This is a genomic window from Streptomyces hebeiensis, from assembly GCF_052983195.1.
The window spans coordinates 5,491,404-5,508,489 of sequence record NZ_CM129812.1 but is presented as its reverse complement, the minus strand read 5'-3'; the positions used below and the strand labels follow the sequence as shown (position 1 = coordinate 5,508,489).

The 17,086-nt window shown below is 72.3% G+C and carries 13 protein-coding genes, 1 tRNA gene and 1 pseudogene; 9 read left to right on the top strand and 6 right to left on the bottom strand.

Translation table 11 applies throughout. The features are described 5' to 3' along the window. Positions 1-10 precede the first annotated feature (10 nt). The 3 genes from ACU6P3_RS23700 to ku form a co-directional block, all read right to left on the bottom strand. Positions 11-1,591, bottom strand: coding sequence for a type I restriction-modification system subunit M (locus ACU6P3_RS23700; RefSeq protein WP_447194016.1), 1,581 nt, complete (start codon positions 1,589-1,591; stop codon positions 11-13). Between the two features lie 673 nt (positions 1,592-2,264). After that, positions 2,265-2,336 (bottom strand) — tRNA-Arg (locus ACU6P3_RS23695). A gap of 271 nt (positions 2,337-2,607) precedes the next feature. Then, positions 2,608-3,588, bottom strand: a complete 981-nt coding sequence (gene ku / locus ACU6P3_RS23690; protein ID WP_447194015.1) for a non-homologous end joining protein Ku — start codon at positions 3,586-3,588, stop codon at positions 2,608-2,610. Between the two features lie 41 nt (positions 3,589-3,629). Between ku and ligD the strand changes: the two genes are divergently transcribed. Beyond that, positions 3,630-4,523 (top strand): non-homologous end-joining DNA ligase, encoded by an 894-nt coding sequence (gene ligD / locus ACU6P3_RS23685; RefSeq protein ID WP_447194014.1) that lies wholly within the window; start codon positions 3,630-3,632, stop codon positions 4,521-4,523. Positions 4,524-4,623: 100 nt separating this feature from the next. Here ligD and ACU6P3_RS23680 read toward each other — a convergent pair whose 3' ends face one another. Continuing rightward, positions 4,624-5,607, bottom strand: a complete 984-nt coding sequence (locus tag ACU6P3_RS23680) for a nuclease-related domain-containing protein (protein WP_447194013.1) — start codon at positions 5,605-5,607, stop codon at positions 4,624-4,626. Between the two features lie 208 nt (positions 5,608-5,815). Here ACU6P3_RS23680 and ACU6P3_RS23675 point away from each other — a divergent pair, with 208 nt between their 5' ends. From ACU6P3_RS23675 to ACU6P3_RS23640, 8 genes and pseudogenes are all read left to right on the top strand, one after another. Next, positions 5,816-7,519 (top strand): hypothetical protein, encoded by a 1,704-nt coding sequence (locus ACU6P3_RS23675; RefSeq protein WP_447194012.1) that lies wholly within the window; start codon positions 5,816-5,818, stop codon positions 7,517-7,519. Then, positions 7,516-9,105: an ATP-binding protein gene (locus ACU6P3_RS23670; RefSeq protein WP_447194011.1), complete on the top strand. Its 1,590-nt coding sequence runs from the start codon at positions 7,516-7,518 to the stop codon at positions 9,103-9,105. The genes ACU6P3_RS23675 and ACU6P3_RS23670 overlap by 4 nt, the downstream gene beginning before the upstream one ends. A gap of 38 nt (positions 9,106-9,143) precedes the next feature. Further along, positions 9,144-10,571: pseudogene (locus ACU6P3_RS23665) on the top strand (FtsW/RodA/SpoVE family cell cycle protein); the annotation flags it as partial. Between the two features lie 323 nt (positions 10,572-10,894). After that, positions 10,895-11,053, top strand: a complete 159-nt coding sequence (locus tag ACU6P3_RS23660) for a hypothetical protein (RefSeq protein WP_447194010.1) — start codon at positions 10,895-10,897, stop codon at positions 11,051-11,053. Between the two features lie 40 nt (positions 11,054-11,093). Beyond that, the gene (locus ACU6P3_RS23655; protein ID WP_447194009.1) at positions 11,094-12,353 is read left to right on the top strand and encodes an amidase family protein; all 1,260 of its coding nucleotides are present in this window, start codon (positions 11,094-11,096) and stop codon (positions 12,351-12,353) included. A gap of 146 nt (positions 12,354-12,499) precedes the next feature. Continuing rightward, positions 12,500-13,447 (top strand): AurF N-oxygenase family protein, encoded by a 948-nt coding sequence (locus ACU6P3_RS23650; RefSeq protein ID WP_447194008.1) that lies wholly within the window; start codon positions 12,500-12,502, stop codon positions 13,445-13,447. Positions 13,448-13,592: 145 nt separating this feature from the next. Beyond that, complete coding sequence (locus tag ACU6P3_RS23645; RefSeq protein ID WP_447194007.1) at positions 13,593-13,931, top strand: DUF8847 domain-containing protein; 339 nt, start codon at positions 13,593-13,595, stop codon at positions 13,929-13,931. A gap of 153 nt (positions 13,932-14,084) precedes the next feature. Further along, complete coding sequence (locus tag ACU6P3_RS23640; protein WP_447194006.1) at positions 14,085-15,617, top strand: C40 family peptidase; 1,533 nt, start codon at positions 14,085-14,087, stop codon at positions 15,615-15,617. 151 nt (positions 15,618-15,768) lie between these two features. On the opposite strand, the gene ACU6P3_RS23635 is transcribed toward ACU6P3_RS23640, so the two are convergent. Both ACU6P3_RS23635 and ACU6P3_RS23630 read right to left on the bottom strand, forming a co-directional pair. Continuing rightward, positions 15,769-16,392, bottom strand: coding sequence for a GTP-binding protein (locus ACU6P3_RS23635; RefSeq protein WP_447198036.1), 624 nt, complete (start codon positions 16,390-16,392; stop codon positions 15,769-15,771). 160 nt (positions 16,393-16,552) lie between these two features. Beyond that, the gene (locus ACU6P3_RS23630; protein WP_447198035.1) at positions 16,553-16,966 is read right to left on the bottom strand and encodes a DUF742 domain-containing protein; all 414 of its coding nucleotides are present in this window, start codon (positions 16,964-16,966) and stop codon (positions 16,553-16,555) included. Positions 16,967-17,086 lie beyond the last annotated feature (120 nt).

The following is a 17,086-nucleotide window of genomic DNA, read 5'->3' as shown; positions in this document are numbered from 1 at the left end:
GGAGAGGAGTTTAGACAAGCGCATTTCCCCCCGCTTCCAGCTCTGAAACGATCGCGTCGATCGACGTGCGCAGCCCCGCCTGCCGCGCCACGATGCGGGCGATCTCGGCGTTCAACTCGACTATGTCGACCTCCGTGCGCGTGTCCTCCGACTCCACATAAGAGGACACAGCGATGTTGTAGTCGTTCGTGGCAATGTCCTCGATACTGACGAGCGTGGAGAAGTAATCTTCCGGCTCACGCGTGGTGAACGCATTGAGGATTTTAGCCTGGTGCTCCTCGAACAGCTTGTTCTTGTTGCCGACACGCTTGTACTCGGCTGAGGCGTCGATAAAGAGTACGTCGCTGGAATTTTTCGACTTCTTCAACACGAGGATGCACGTGGCGATCGTGGTTCCAAAGAACAGGTCGGCAGGCAACTGGATGACCGTGTCGACGTAGTTGTTGTCGATCAGGTACTTACGGATCTTCTTTTCCGCACCTCCGCGGTATAGCACCCCAGGGAACTCGACGATCGCGGCCGTGCCGTTGACCGCGAGCCAGCTGAGCATGTGCATCGTGAAGGCCAGGTCGGCCTTCGACTTCGGCGCCAGCACGCCCGCCGGCGCAAACCGCTCATCGTTGATCAGCAGCGGGTTCGCGTCACCTTCCCACCTGATCGAGTACGGCGGGTTGGAGACGATCGCCTCGAACGGTTCATCGTCCCAGTGCGCCGGGTCGATGAGAGTGTCGCCGTGCGCGAGGTTGAAGTCGGAGTAGTTCACGTCATGTAGGAACATATTGATCCGGGCAAGGTTGTACGTGGTCAGGTTGATCTCCTGACCGTAGAAACCACGACGGACATTGTTCTTGCCGAGCACCTTGTCGAATTTCAGCAGCAGCGAGCCCGACCCGACCGCCGGGTCATACACCTTGTTGACCTGCTTCTTACCGACGACCGTGATGCGCGCCAGCAGTTCCGAGACCTCCTGCGGCGTGTAGTACTCGCCACCGGACTTGCCCGCGTTGGCCGCGTACATCTGCATCAGGTATTCGTAGGCATCGCCGAACAGGTCAATCGAGTTGTCCTCAAACCGCCCCAGCGGCAGATCGCCGATGGCGTTGAGCAACTTCACGAGCTTCTGGTTGCGCTTGGCGACCGTTCCTCCGAGCTTGTTGCTGTTGACATCGAGATCGTCAAACAACCCCTTCAGATCGTCCTCGCTGGCGGTTCCCAGCGCCGAGCCCTCGATGTTCTTGAAGACCCGAGCGAGCGTTTCGTTGAGGTTCTCGTCCCGCGCGGCGCGTTCGCGGACATTGGCGAACAGTTCCGACGGCAGAATGTAGAAGCCCTTCTCTGCCACCACCTCGTCACGAGCGAACTCGGCCTGCGCGTCGGGAAGCACCTTGTAGTCGAACGACTCATCTCCAGCTTCATGTTCGCCGCGGTTGATGTACGCCGTTAGGTTCTCGGAGATGAAGCGGTAGAAGAGCATGCCCAGCACGTAGCTCTTGAAGTCCCAGCCGTCGACACTGCCGCGCAGGTCGTTCGCGATACGCCAGATCGTCTTGTGCAGCTCTGCCCGCTGGCCTTCTTTGGTGGTCGGTGCCATGTTGCAGCTATTCTCCTCCGCGCCACGGCGCGATCACGTTGCTTCGAAGTGCGCACCTAGGGTACCGGCGACACAGTCACGGCAGCTGTAGTTCCGATCATGATGGGGTGACCTGCCGTTACGGGTGACAGGTTCGGGGCCCAGACGGTGTCCCGTAACTGCTGGTCACGACTGAGATGATCTTGTCGCCGCTGGCGTGATCACGGCACCGGCGCCAAGCTCGTCACCGCGCTGCGGAGCGAGGGGGCCGATCCGGTCCGCCGGGGTCGGCCGTGGAGCCTGCCGCTTGTTGCTGTGGGCATACGAGCCTTTCCGGGCCCATCTTCACTCCCTGAGCGGCGCCGTGATGGCGTTTTGCTCAACCCTCCACTTTCCCCAGCTCCCATCCCGTCCGCCGTCGACCCACACATCGTGGAGCGGGCGTGGTTCATGGCGTCCAGATGGAGCGCGCCACTGCACGAACGACCTGGACGCCATGGGCCGCGTCTGCTCGGCTTTTCGGGCCTCGCCGTTTCCTGGGTTTCGCCTGCGGCGATGCTTCAAGATCCCGTCCACGCCTCGTCCACAGACCCCGGCATACGGCCGCTCTGGGCTGCATCCGCCTGCACATACGCGAAGACCCCGGCCTCAGCGTTTCCGCTGGTGACGGGGTCTTTGGGCACCTCATACAGGGTGCCCCCGGCAGGATTCGAACCTGCGCACACGGCTCCGGAGGCCGTTGCTCTATCCCCTGAGCTACGGGGGCGTGTCGTCTGTTTTCCTTGGCGACGGGGAAAACCTTACCAGCTTCCACGGGGTGCCCGTGAACAGGTAATTCAGAGGGGCCGGGTGGGGTGTGGGGGTGCCGGGGCGGGGCGGGAGAAGGGGCGGCCGGGGGCGGCTCGGCGGCGGGCGGCGCCCCGGTTCTCGCCGGTGTTCTCGCCGGTGTTCTCGCCGGGGTTCTCGCCGGGGTTCTCGCCGGCCCAGGGTCGGCGTAACGGTCGTCGCGGCAGGCGCCCCGCACCGCCGCGAGCACGCTACGCCGGTCTGCGTTTCCGGCCCGGGGACGCCGCCTTCTTCTCCGGCGCGGCCTTCTTCGCCCCGGTCGCCTTCTTCGCCGACGTCTTCGCCGACGCCGCCTTCCGCGCCGGGGCCGTCTTCTTCCGGGGCGTCGTCTTCTTCGCCTGCTGGGTACGGGAGGACAGCCGCTTCACCTCCGCGGGTTCCGCCGGCTCCGTCGGTTCGCCGCGCGCGCCCTTCGCCTCGCGCACGCTGTTCTCCAGCGCCGCCATCAGGTCGATCACCTTCCCGCCCGCGGCCGGTTCCCGCTTCGGGGCCGGTTCGCCCTCCGTCTTCGCCGCGATCATCTCCTCGACCGCCTCCCGGTAGTCGTCGTGCAGCGAGTCCAGGTCGACCGAGCCGAGGGTGTCCATCAAGGCGTCCGCCAGGTCCAGTTCCGCCTCCCGCACGGTGACGTCGCCCTCCGGCGCCACGCCCTCCGGGGCGCGGATCTCGTCCGGCCACAGCAGGCCGTGCATGGCGATCACGTCGTCCACCACCCGCAGCATCCCCAGCCGCTCCCGGCCCCGGAGCGCGAACTTGGCGATGGCCACCTGCTTGCTGCGCTTCAGCGCCTCGCGCAGCAGGACGTACGGCTTGGCGGCGGGGGCGCCGCCCGCGGCGAGGTAGTAGGCGGCGTCCAACTGGAGCGGGTCGATCGTGTCCCCCGGCACGAACGCCACGATCTCGATCGTCCTCGCCGTCGGCAGCGGCAGCTCCGCCAGATCGTCCTCGGTGATCGGGATGATCGACCCGTCCGGGTACTCGTACCCCTTGCCGATGTCCGACGCCGGCACCTCCTGCTCGTCCAGTTCACAGACCTTGCGGTAGCGGATGCGGCCGCCGTCGGCCATATGGATCTGGCGGAAGGAGATCGAACGGTTCTGCGTGGCGTTCACCAGCTTGATCGGGATGCTGACCAGCCCGAAGGAGATCGCGCCGTTCCATATGGATCGCACGACCCACCCCTTTCATCCGCTTTTCGTGGGATTCTCATGGTATGACGCCGATCACAGAGGTGGAGGGGCGGCGACTGGCGCTCAAGAACCTGGACAAGGTCCTCTACGCCGCCACCGGCACCACCAAGGGCGAGGTCCTGCACTACTACGCCCGTACGGCGGACCCCCTGCTGGCCCATCTGGCCGACCGCCCCGTCTCCTTCCTCCGTTATCCGGACGGGCCCGACGGCCAGCTGTTCTTCACCAAGAACCCGCCGCCCGGCACTCCCTCCTGGGTGCGGATCGCCGATGTCCCCCGCAAGACCGCCGACAGCGGCAAGCAGGTCGTGGTCGGGGATCTGGCGACGCTGATGTGGGCGGCGAACCTGGTCGTGGAGTTCCATACGCACCAGTGGCGCGCCGCCGCCCCGAACCGCGCCGACCGACTGGTCCTCGATCTGGACCCCGGGGCGCCCGCGACCGTCGTGCAGGCGTGCGCCGTCGCGCTCTGGCTACGGGACCGGCTCGCGGAGGACGGCATCGAGGCCCACGCCAAGACCTCCGGCGCCAAGGGGCTGCACCTGCTGGCCGCGCTGGAACCCGCCCCCTCGTCCGAGGTCTCCGCGTACGCGAAGAGCCTCGCCGTCGAGGCCGAGAACGCGCTGCCGGACCTGGTGGTCCACCGCATGCGGCGTTCCCTGCGCCCGGGGAAGGTGTTCGTCGACCACAGCCAGAACGCCGCGGCGAAGACGACCGCCGCCCCCTACACCCTGCGGGCCCGCCCCGAGCCCACGGTCTCCGCGCCCGTCTCCTGGGCCGAGGTCGAGGAGTGCGCGGAGTCCGCGGACGCGGCGCGGCTGGCGTTCCGTATGGAATCCATGGACGAGCGGCTGGAACGGTACGGCGACCTCCTCGCCCCGCTGCTCGACCCCGAGCACACCGGTCGGCTGCCCTGACACCCGCCGGCCCCCGGCCCGCTGCCCCCGACGCCCCCTGATCCGCCGCCCGGCCGTCGCCCGGTGCCGATTCGACGGCCGGACGCTCCTCTCCGTCCCCTTACACGCGCAGCCACGTACGGCGGTCCCTCGCCGTCGCGTACAGGGCCTCGATGTCCGCCGGTTTCAGTACGCCACCGAGGGGCGCCAGCGCCGGGATCTCGGCGTCCGTCATGATCCGTACGTCCTGGCGCGCGGCCGTCCGCGCGGCCTCGTCCGTCCCCGCACCGCCGTATGCCTCCGGCTCGCCCGGCCGCTCCCGTACGACGTGTCCCGCCGCCCCGACCACGGCCAGCGCCGGTGCCACCGCCACCGCCAGGGCGTGGGAGGCACGCTCCGCCTCACGGCGGGCCCAGCGCAGGTGGGGCTCGGCGGCGGCCCGGCCCGTACGGACCATGGGGTCGGAGATCCGTACCCGCCGATCGCGGGCGGCCAGGGTCCGGACGGCCAGGACCCCCGCCGGCCCGATCGCCAGGTGGTCGATACGGGCCGCGCCCGGCAACGGCACGGAGTGCAGGATCCGCCAGCCCGCGTCTTCGAGCCGGTCCAGGTGTCCGCCCACGATCTGCTGGGCGCGCAGATCCTCCACGCGCCGGTCGGCACCCCGGCCGGACCGGAAGCCGAACCGGAAGCCGAACGGGAAGCCGAAGCGCGGCCCGCCCCCGTGCGACCACCGGCCGGTCGCCTCACCCACCTCCCTCGCCTCCCCCGCCTCCGGCTCCCCGCGCAGGGCCTCGCCCGGGCGGTTGGGTGCCAGGTCGTCGTCGGGGTGGAGGGACAACCGGTCGAGTTCGGCCGGTGTCGGCACGGGAGGTGGTCCGACGGCCACGTCACCGGTGAGGTACGGCGCCAGCGCGGCCAGCACGGCCTCGGTGTCCGTTCCCGGGAGCACGCTCACCCGGCCGTTCCGCCCGCCCGCGCCGGGCCCGAGGCCGTCGGCGGCCGGTTCCGCGTCGTACCAGGCGACGGTCGTGCCGTTCGGCAGACTCACGTACAGGCGGTCCCGGCCACGGCTGCGCACCGGCGTGACGCGTAATCGGGTCATCGCACACCTCACCATCCTCATGACCATGGGAACAGGCACCCACTCCGCGGGCAATACGCGAAAGCCCAGGAGCGATCAGGAATACGCGCGGGTAGCAACGAACACTCATACGACCGGGTCACCGCTTTCCCGGCCGGACCGGCCAACGCCGGGAAAGCGGCGTTCGGGCCCATAAGGTGAGGGAACGACCGACCGTCCCAGGAGCGCCGTGACCACTCGCCGTGCCGCAGTCGGCCCCGTCCTGGCGGCGGCCACCACCGCCGCGCTGTCCCTGGTCCTGTCCGCCTGTGGCGACGAGAGCGGACTCAAGAGCGCCGGTCCCACGCCGACCGCCATCGGCCCGGTGCGGCTGTGGCCGGGGCTGCCGGTCATCTCCGCGCCTCCCCTCGACTTCGGGGAGGGCGATACGGTCCGGGTCCCCGGCATCAAGGTGGCCCCCGGGGACATCCACGAGCTGAACCCGGTCGCCGTCCTGCGAGCCGAGGCGACCGCCCGTCCGAACGAGGCCGCGGGGCCCGGAGGGCTGCCGCAGGGCGTCGTCGCACGGCTCACCGAGTGCCGGGGCCCGGGAGGCGCGAAAGGCCCGGCGGAGGCCAAGGGCCCGGCCGGCTCCAAGGGCCCCCCGCGCCCCGAAGGCCCCACGGCGTCGGCGCGCGCGAAGGACCCGGCAGACGCGCAGGGCACGGGAGACGTCAAGGACCCGGCGGACATCAAGCGTCCGCCGAGGGGCGAGGGCTCCGGGGCCGGCCGGGGCACCGCGACGCCGGCCGCGCCGGCCGCGCCCGCCATGCCGGAGGTCTCCGGCCGCGGCGAGGCGGGCTGTCCGGTCCTGCGCGCGTACCACCACGACCTGACCGGTGACGGCCGGGACGAGCTGATCGTCGGCATCGCCATGCCGGCCCAGCAGTTGACCGTCCGCTGCTACCGCGCCGAGAACGACGGCCTGACCCGGATCATGTCCACCTCCGACCAGGTCGTCGGGGTCGAACTGGCCGACCGGGACCTGATCGTGCGGGTCGTCTCGGCGGGGATCCCCGGATACGAGTACCGGACGGCCTGGAGCTGGGACTCCCGGCAAGGGGTGATGCTGCCCGCCCGGGACGAGATCGTCCCCGCCAGGACCGCCGCCCCGCCCGGGTCCGTGCGCCGCCCCACGTCGGCCACCGGCGCGTCGGCGGGTACGGCGTATCCCACGTCCCCCGCGCACACCGCCCGTCCCGCGGGCCCCACGGCCACGAGCGGCACTCCTGGCGCGAGCGATGTCCCGCCATGGCCGTGGGCGCGCGGAGCCACCCGTGCCACGTTCACTTCCTCGGCGGGGACGCCGTCCGCCGGCGCGCCGGCCACGGACGTGCCTGCCGAAACGTCGCCGACCGACGGCGTATCGGCCGGCACGCCATCGGCAGACACGTCGTCGGCGGGCACGTTGTCGGCGGGTGCGTCGGCGGCGGGTGCGTCGGCGGCGGGCAGGTCATCGGCCGGTGCCGTGCCCGCACTCGCCTCGGCGTCAGCGTCGTCGACAAGTGCCTCAGCGTCGGGTGCGGTGCCCGCACTCGCCACCGCCGCGGTGGCGTCCGCCGGGCATACGTCCCTCGTCCGCCCTGCCGAGCCGAAGACGGAGCCACCGGGCCCCGCGAACAGGCCGTCCCCCGTGCCGCACGGCGTCGCGTCCCCGCCTGGCGCTCGTACGCACGTCCGCATGTCGAACCCGCGCGCCCCCGGCTGTCCTCGCTCGTCAGGACCCCCAGGGTCGCCGAGGGCTCCAGGGGCCTCGGAATCTTCCGGATCTCACGGATCCGTCGGCTGCCACGCGCCCGTCGCCGCACCGGCCACCTCGATCGGCACCGCCTCCACCGCCGTAGCCGCCTCCACCGCCGTGGCCGTGGCCCCAGCCGCGGCGAGTCCGTCGTGACGCCCCGTCTGCCCGCCTGGACCGCGACCCTCACGTGGAAGGCGGCCGTCTTCATCACCGTCATGTGCTGTGCCCTCGCCGCCCTGCTCGGCGTGCTCGTCCATGTGTCCGTGACCCGTCAGACCGTCAGTTCGGCGCGCGAGAAGGCGCTGTCCCGGCTGGACGCCGTCACCCGGGCGTACGAGGCGGGCCGGCCGCTCCCCCGGTTCGCCGCCGTGGACGCGCCCGGTCTGCCCGAGCGGCTGCGCGCGCTCGCCGTCCGCGGGCGGCGCGGCACGATGGTCGCCGACTTCCACGGCAGGCCGACGATGTGGGCCGCCGGGCCCGCCGACGGGCGGGCGCTGGTCGCGCGGGTCGACTACACCCTCAGCCAGGCCACCATCACCAACCTGGACCGCTCGATCATCGGCTCCTCGGTGCTCGCCACCGTCGCCACACTCCTCGTCGGGGCGTGCGCGGTCACCCGGGTGACGCGACGGCTGCACCTCACCGCGCAGGTGGCCCGGCGGATCAGCGCGGGAGATCTGGACGCGCGCGTCAACGACCCTCGTACGAAGGTGCCGTCGCGCCCTCAGGACGAGGTCGCCACCGTCTCCGGGGCGCTCGACACGATGGCTTCCACGCTCCAGGGCAAGCTGCTGAGCGAGCAGCGCTTCACCGCCGACGTGGCACACGAGCTCCGTACCCCGCTGACCGGCCTGTCCGCTGCCGCCGAGCTGCTGCCGGAGGGCCGGCCGGCCGAGCTGGTACGGGACCGCGTGCGGGCCATGCGGACGCTGACGGAGGATCTGCTGGAGATCTCCCGGCTGGACGCGCGTACGGAACAGGTCGATCTGGCCGTCCACGCGCTCGCGCCCCTGGCCGAGGGAGTCGTGCGCGCCGCCCGCGCCTCGTACGCGCCGCCCCGGTCCGGAACCGACCCGCGGCCGGGGACTCCGGCAGCCGCACGCCCGGCCCCGGACGTGCCAAGGCCGGGTATGCCGACGCCTGGTGCGCAGGGGCCGGGTCTGGCGTCAGGCCCGGGGCCAGGCGTGCCGGGGCCGGGCGTGGCGTCCGGCTCGCATTTCGAACTGCGCGTCGTCCGGGACGCCTGCGTCGAGACCGACCGGCGGCGGCTGGAGCGGGTGCTCGGCAATCTCGTCGCCAACGCCCATCGGCACGGCCGCCCGCCCGTCGTACTGACCGTGGACGGGCCGACCGTGACCGTGCGCGACCACGGCCCGGGATACCCGGCGTACCTGCTGGAACACGGGCCCCAGCGGTTCCGCACCGAGGGTGGCGGCAAGGGGCACGGGCTGGGACTGACCATCGCCGTCGGGCAGTCTGCGGTGATCGGCGCCGAGCTGGTGTTCAGCAATGCCCCGGACGGCGGCGCGCTCGCCCGTGTCACGCTCCCGGGCGGTGGAGAGGGCATGGACACGGACGGAGGTTCCGGGCTCCGTGCGCTCCATGAGCCACCCACGTCACCCTCGCCGCACGGCACTCACGACACCCACAGCGCTTACAGCGCTCACAGCGCCGATGACAAGCACGACGCCGATAAAAAGACCGTGGCCACACATATCAACACACATTTGCGCACATAAAGCGCCCCGGTGGCGCCCCGCCTTGTTACCTTCCCCGCATGACCGCACCGACGGCGGACCCTTCCCGGCCCGTGCTACGCCTCCCCCAGCGCCGGGGCGTTGAGCTGTCGCTCCTCATCTGCGCCGTCCTCCTCTCCGTCTTCGGTTACGTCGGTGTCGGCCTCGGCCACTCCGGCTCCGTGCCGCCGGACACCGCCCGCCACGGAGCCGGGCTCGGCCTGCTCGCGCTCCTCGCCCACCTCGCCGTCCGGCTGCGCGCCCCGTACGCCGATCCGCTGCTGCTGCCCATCGCGGTCCTCCTCAACGGCCTGGGCCTCGTCCTGATCTACCGGCTCGACCTGGAGACCCCGGACGACCGGGCGGCACCGGCGCAGCTCGTGTGGTCGACGCTCGGCGTCGGGCTGTTCATCGCCGTCGTCGTGCTGCTGCGGGACCACCGCGTGCTGCGGCGGTACGCGTACCTCTCGGTCGTCACCGCCCTGGTGCTGCTGATCGTGCCGATCTTCTTCCCCGCCGTGAACGGGGCCAAGATCTGGATCAGGTTCGGCGGTTTCTCCTTCCAGCCCGGAGAGTTCGCCAAGATCCTGCTGGCGGTCTTCTTCGCCGCGTACCTCGCCGCCAACCGCGACGCCCTCACGTTCGGCGGCCGTTCGGTCCGGAGGCCGGGGCGAGGTCGGGGACATCCGGTCCGGAGGCTCGGCCGGGCGGTCCGGCCCGGCGGGCCGCCGACCGGCCGCGTTCTCGGGCCACTGGTGGCGATCTGGGTGATCAGCGTCGTCGTCCTGGTCCTGGAACGGGATCTGGGGACCTCGCTGCTCTTCTTCGGCCTGTTCGTGATCCTCCTGTACGTGGCAACCGGGCGCAGGGGATGGCTCGCCGTCGGGCTGCTGCTCGCCGCGGTGGGCGCGTTCGTGGCCGGTTCGCTGGAGCCGCACGTCCACCGGCGCGTGGAGGACTGGCTGCACCCCTTCGCGTCCATCGAGGCGGGACACGGCCCGGGGCAGCTCGCCCAGTCCCTGTTCGCGTTCGCCGCCGGCGGCCTGTCCGGCACGGGTCTGGGCCGGGGGCGGTCCATCCTGATCGGCTTCGCCGCCAAATCGGACTTCATCCTGGCCACGGCCGGTGAGGAGCTGGGACTGGTGGGCCTGACGGCCATCCTGCTGCTGTACGCGCTGCTGGTCGCGCGGGGCCTGCGGACGGGCCTCGCCCTGCGCGACCCCTTCGGGCGGCTGCTCGCGGTGGGGCTGGCGTCGATCCTGGCCGTGCAGGTCTTCGTCATCGCGGGCGGGGTGACGGGGCTGATCCCGCTCACGGGTATGGCGATGCCCTTTCTGGCGCAGGGCGGTTCGTCCGTCGTCACGAACTGGATCATGGTGGCGCTGCTGGTCCGGCTCAGCGCGTCGGCCCGTGGCCCGCACCCGGGGGCCGTGGCTCCCGGCGTCATCGCTCCCGCCGGTCCGGACCGAAGACCGCCGGACCCCGCTCCCGACCCCGCTCCCGGCCGCACTCCCGGCCCTGCGCACGGGCCCACGCCCGGACCCACCGATCCCGTGCAGGGCCCGCCCGGCCCCCCGTCGGATCCGCCCGACCCCACTCCGGACCCGCCCGACCCCGCTCCGGACCCGCCCGACCCCGCTCCGGACCCGCCCGACCCCGCTCCGGACCCGCTCGACCGCCATCCGGACCCGCTCGACCCCACGCCGGAGCCGCCCGGAGCCACACCGGATCCGCCCGGACCCACGAACGACAGGACCGACGACCAGCCCGTGGACCGATCCGAGGACCGCCGATGACCCGTCACATCCGGCACGTGTCCCTCTTCTGCTTCCTTCTCCTCGTCGCCCTCCTCCTCAACGCCCTCCGCGTGCAGGTCCTCCAGGCCGGCTCCCTCGACGAGAACCCCGCCAACCGACGCTCCACCCTTCCGACGACGGAGCGGCGAGACTGAGGGGCCACGTCATGGCGTGACGACACGAAGGGGGCGGCCCATGGCAGCGACGGACGACGTGGAGCGGGCACTCGCCCGGATCGAGCGGCTCGATCCGCGGCTGTGCGCCTTCATCGACGTGTGGGGGGACCGGGCGCGTGCGCGGACCCGGGCAGTGGCACGCGGGCGCACGCCCGGACACGCGCGGACGGTGGACGGCGAACTGCCGCTCGCAGGCGTGCCGTTCGCGGTGAAGGGGCCGTCCGGCATCCGCTCGTACGCGGCGGGGCGGCTGATGGCGGCCGGTGCGGTACCGGTGGGCTCGACGGCGGTACCCGGGCCGGGCACGTTCTGGCAGACCTGGGGACAGGGCCGCCACGGCCGTACGGTCAACCCGTACCGCGCCGACCGGACGCCCGGCGGGTCCTCGGCGGGGTCGGCCGTCGCGGTGGCGGCGGACATGGTGCCGCTGGCGACGGGGAGCGACGGGGCGGGGTCGGTACGGGTACCGGCGGCCTGGTGCGGGGTGTTCGGGCTGAAGACGACCAACGGGCTGCTGCCGTCCCCGGACCGTACCGGCCTGGCCGCGGCCGGGGTCCTGGCCCGGACGGTGACGGACGCGCGCGCGTATCTGCGGTGTGTGCTCGGCCCGGACGGCGCCTCTGACGCGTCGGGGACGAGCATCGCGCCCATGACCACGGGGTCGGCGGCGGCATCGGCGGCACGGGCAGCGGCGGCGGCACGGGCAGCGGCGGCTGACGTGCTGACGCCGCCGCAGGGGCGGCTCCCCATACCCGCCGTCTTCTCCCCCGACCTGGGCTTCGCGGCGCCGGACGACGACGTCGTGGCGGTGGTCCGGGCGGCCGTGGCCCGGCTCGAGGAGGCCGGGGTCGTACGGCTGGAACGGCCGGGGGCGACACCGCGCCCGTTCACACTGCTCGACCCCCGCGAGGCGTGGCTGACCCTGCGGGGCGGGGGCGACGCGGCGGCCAGGGCCGCGGCGGAGGACGTACGGACGGAGAACGACCGGCGCCTCGACGTGCTGTTCGCCCGTACGCCACTGCTGCTCACTCCGGTCACCCCGAACCGCCCGCATGGCCACGAGGGCCCGGGCGAGCGCTACTCCACGGCCCTGACCTGGGCGTTCAACGTGAGCGGCCAGCCCGCGGCGAGCATCCCGGCCGGCTTCACGGCGGACGGCTGTCCGGTCGGGCTCCAGCTCGTGACGCAGCGGGGCACGGACGTCGCGCTGCTGGACGTGGCTCTCGCGGTCGAAGCGGGCCTGGCGGGCGGCACGACCCACCGGGCGGGCGTGACGTAATAGGCGGCCCGGCGGAGCCGGAGGGCCTGCTCTTCGGTTCCCCGGCTTCGTGCAGGGGGTTGACGGCCTTGCTGACACGCTGTCTCATAACAAAAGGCCGCCGCGTAACCATCGGTAACCCGTACAGCCGTGAGGGGTGCTCAGCCGTGTCGACCACCACCGCGTCCGCGACCGGAGGCGACGCCCGGATTCTCCACGACGCGCTCGGGCCGCTCCGCGAGCGTGAACAGGTCGCCGCGCGGCTGCTCGAAGCGTCCGCCAAGCACTCCTTCGACCCCGACCGGGAACTCGACTGGGACGCACCGGCCGAGGACGGCAAATGGTTCTGGCCCCCGGAGCTGGTCTCCCTCTACGACACGCCCCTGTGGCGGAGGATGCCGGAGGAGCAGCGGATGGACCTGGCACGGCACGAGGCCGCGTCACTGGCCTCGCTCGGCATCTGGTTCGAGATCATCCTGATGCAGCTGCTGGTCCGGCACATCTACGACAAGTCCGTGACCAGCAACCACGTCCGCTACGCGCTGACCGAGATAGCGGACGAGTGCCGCCACTCGATGATGTTCGCGCGGTTGATCGGGAGGAACGGCACGCCGGCGTACCCCGTGCCCCGGCGTTACCACGACATGGCGCGCGTCATGAAGACCGTCTCCACCACACCCGGTTCGTTCGCCGCCACCCTGCTCGGCGAGGAGATCCTCGACTGGATGCAACGGCTCACCTTCCCCGACGAGCGCGTACAGCCCCTGGTCCGTGGCGTCACGCGCATCCATGTCGTCGAGGAGGCCCGCCATGTCCGCTACGCGCGCGAGGAGTTGCGACGGCAGATGGTCACGTCCCCGCGCTGGGAAAGGGAGTTGACCCGCATCACCTGCGGTCAGACGGCGCGGGTGTTCTCGCTCTGCTTCATCAACCCGGCGGTGTACGAGAACGTCGGCCTGCGGCGCGAGGAGGCCGTCGCCCAGGTACGGGCGAGCGGCCACCGCCGGGAGGTGATGCGGTCGGGCGCGCGGCGGCTGACGGACTTCCTGGACGACATCGGGGTGTTGCGCGGAGCCGGGCGGGCACTGTGGAAGTCCTCGGGGCTGCTGGCCTGAGTGACGACCGGGCCCGCGCCCCCACACCCCCCACACCCGCCGCGCCCCACACCCGCCGCGCCCCACGCCCCAGCGCCCCGCGCTCCCGCCGGCCCCCGCACCCGCACCCCTCGGTCCCCGGTGGTCATGACCGAGACTGGGGGGCGTGAGAAGCGAGAACACCCCCTTCGTCGGGGGACCGATGGACGGGCGCGTCCTGCCCGTCCTGACCGGGCCGACCGGGAACCCGCCCAAGTGGTACGAGATCCCGGTGCCCGACCCCCACGGCGGGCCGCCCACCGTCCACGCCTACCGACGCGAGCCGGCCGGATACAGCAAGCGCCTCGGTATCCAGCGCGGCTGGAAGTACGAGTACGTCGCCGAGGGCCGTGAGCGCCGCGCGCTGAAGTGGCCCTGGTCGAAGCCGGACGGCCGGACCGGCGGAACGGGGGGCAAGCCGGACAGCGGCCTGGACAGCCGACCGGACGACCGACCGGGCAACTGACCGAACGGCCGACCCGACAACTGACCCGGCAGCGGTCCGACCGGGTGACGACGTCGGGCCGATTCACCGCTCATCAGCTCGTCCTACCATCGATCACCGCGCCATCGCCTAGGACTGGACCCTCCGGTCCGGCCCAGCTGCGGAGGTGATGGCATGTCGGGAAGGGTGCTGTGGACCGCCTGTACGGGGGCGGCCCTGGCCACCGCGACGGTACTCACCGCGGTGCCGTCCGCCTCGCGTGCCACCGCGCACACGACGGCCCACACGACTCCGTACGCGGTGTTCCTGCCCGGCGCCCGCCCGTCGCCCGCACCCACGCTCACGACGTCCGCGCCGGGGACGCCTTCGGCCGCGGCGTCCGTTCCCTCGGCGTCCGTTCCCCTTCCGTCCGATCCGCCGACGCCCGGTCCGCCGACGCCCGGTCCGCCGTCGGGGACCGCCGGTCCGTCGGCCGCCGGTCCCGCCGACAGGCCCGGCGTCGGGGCCGTCGGCCCCGCCCCCGGCACTCCGTTCGCGCCCACCACCGTCGCGGGCATGCTGATGCGGCTCCAGCGGCTCTACCGCGAGGCCGAGGAGGCCACCGAGGCGTACAACGCCACCGAGGCCCGGCTGAAGCGGCAGCGCGCCGAGGTCGCGCGGCTCACGGCCGACCTCACCAAGGCCAGGAGCGCGCTCGCGCTCAGCCGGGTGGACGCTGGCCGGCTGGCCCGGGAGCAGTACCAGGGGCGGACCGAGCTCTCCGGTTACCTACGGCTGCTGTTCGCCCGCGACCCGCAGCGCGCCCTGGACGAGAACTACCTGCTGGAGCACGCGGTCCGGGGCAGGGCGGGCATCCTGGCCCGGCTCGCGGGCGGCGAGAAACGCGCGGACGCCCTTGCCGCCGCCTCCCGTGCGGCGCTCGCCACCCAGCGCTCGCTCGCCGCGAAACAGCGCAAGCAGCGCGACACCGTCCGGGCGCGGCTGCGCGCGGTCGAGAAGCTGCTCGCCTCGCTCAGCCGCGAGGAGATCGCGGCCCTCGCCGAACTGGAGCGGGCCGGCACGGATCAGGCCCAACGTGACCTGCTCGAGTCCGGCGCCCTCGGCGACCTCCCCGTCCCCTCCTCCGGGGTCCGAGGTGCCGGCGGGTCCCCGGGCTCCGTTGGCGCCTCCGGCTCTCCGGGGCGGCCCGGCCCGGGGGCCGGCGTACGGAGCGACGGCCAGTCCGGTGGTTCCGGCGAGGGGGCCCGTACCCCCTCCCGCTACGGCGACCTCGCCCTGCGCTACGCCGTCCGGCAGATCGGCAAGCCGTACGAGTGGGGAGCCGAGGGCCCTGACACCTTCGACTGCTCGGGCCTGACCATGCAGTCGTGGGCGTACGCCGGGCTCACCATCCCCCGTACCAGCCAGGAGCAGTGGCGCCAACTGCGCCGGATCCCGCTGCGCGAGCTGCGGCCGGGCGATCTCGTCGTCTACTTCGAGAAGGCCACGCACATCGCGATCTACCTGGGCGAGGGCATGGTGATCCAGGCCCCCCGACCCGGCACCCGGGTCAAGGTCTCGCCCATCGCGGCGAACCCGCTGCTCGGTGCCGTACGCCCGGACCCGCGGGCGGAGTCGCTGGATCCCGCCGGGTACCGGCCGCCGGCGCTGCCCGCGGGCGCCACGGACGGGGCGGACACGGGCTACGGAGAGGCGACCGCGCCGTAGCGCTCGTCCCCTCACGAGGTGACCGGCCCCGGGCCGCCGGACCCGGGCCGCCGGACCCAGGCCGCCGGACCCGGGTCGCCGGGAACAGGTCGACGGGGACCGTCCGGGGCCCGCGAAACGCCGCCGGGATCACTCGGTGACCATCCGGTGACTATCCCGTCCGCTTGGAGACCTCCAGGGCGTGCCTCACCACCGCCAGCAGCGTCTCGACGGCGGCGATCCGGCGCCGCGCGTCCATGATCAGTACGGGGACGCTCTCCGGGACCGAGAGCGCGTCCCGCACGTCGGCGGGGTCGAACTCCTCGGTCCCGTCGAACCGGTTGACGGCGACGACGTACGGCAGCCCGCAGCTCTCGAAGTAGTCGAGCGCCGGGAAGCAGTCCGACAGCCTGCGCGTGTCCGCCAGCACGATCGCGCCGATCGCGCCGCGCACGAGGTCGTCCCACATGAACCAGAAGCGCTGCTGGCCCGGCGTACCGAACAGGTACAGGACAAGGTCGTCGTCCAGCGTGATCCGGCCGTAGTCCATGGCCACGGTCGTGGTGGTCTTGTCGGGCGTGGCGCTGAGATCGTCGGTCTCGGCGCTCGCCTGGGTCATCAGCGCCTCGGTCTTGAGCGGGGGTATCTCCGAGACCGCGCCGACGAAGGTGGTCTTGCCGACGCCGAAGCCACCCGCGATCACGATCTTGGTGGCGATCGGCGCGCGGCTGCGGTCCTTCTGCCAGGGCCTGAGCGACTCGTCCGGCTCGTCCCCCGGTACGGGGGCGACGGCCAGGCCGGTGGCAGGGGGGAGGTAAGGCGCCGCCCGGCCACCTGCCCCGCGTTTGCTCCCGTCGCGTGCTCTCTCGCGCGCGATCCCCGGCCCGGCGGTTGCGGTCGCGGCCGAGAAGCCCGACGCACCGGACACACGAGAGACATCTGTGACGCCAGCGACGTCAGAGACGACGGAGTCCACTCAGCACCCTTTCCAGCAGAGCGTGGTCGGGATGGCCGGTGCTGTGCCCGGTCCCTGTCCCGTACACACGGATCCTTCCCTGATCGGCCAGGTCGCTCAGCAGCACCCTGACCACGCCCAACGGCATTTTGAGCAGCGCCGATATCTCGGCGACGGTCCGCATGCGCCGGCACAGCTCCACGATGGCCCGCATCTCCGGCATGAGCCGGGGCGCGCCCCCGCCGTCGGCCGGCTCCCGGCGTTCGTCCGCCGCGTCGAGCGCGGCGACGAACGTCTCGACGAGGAGGACGTGTCCCGAGCGGGTGCGCCCACCGGTCAGCGAGTACGGCCGGACCCGGGCCGACCGGCCGTCGTCGCCTCCCGCGAGTTCGGCGGTCTCGGCGAGTTCGACTATCTCGGCGGGCTCCGCGGCCCCCGCGGGGTCCGGGTGCCCCACGAACCGCGCCGGCCCTGCGGACCGCACGGAACGTACGGACCGCACGGGCAGCCTGCCTGCGGCTCCCGCCGCGGAGGC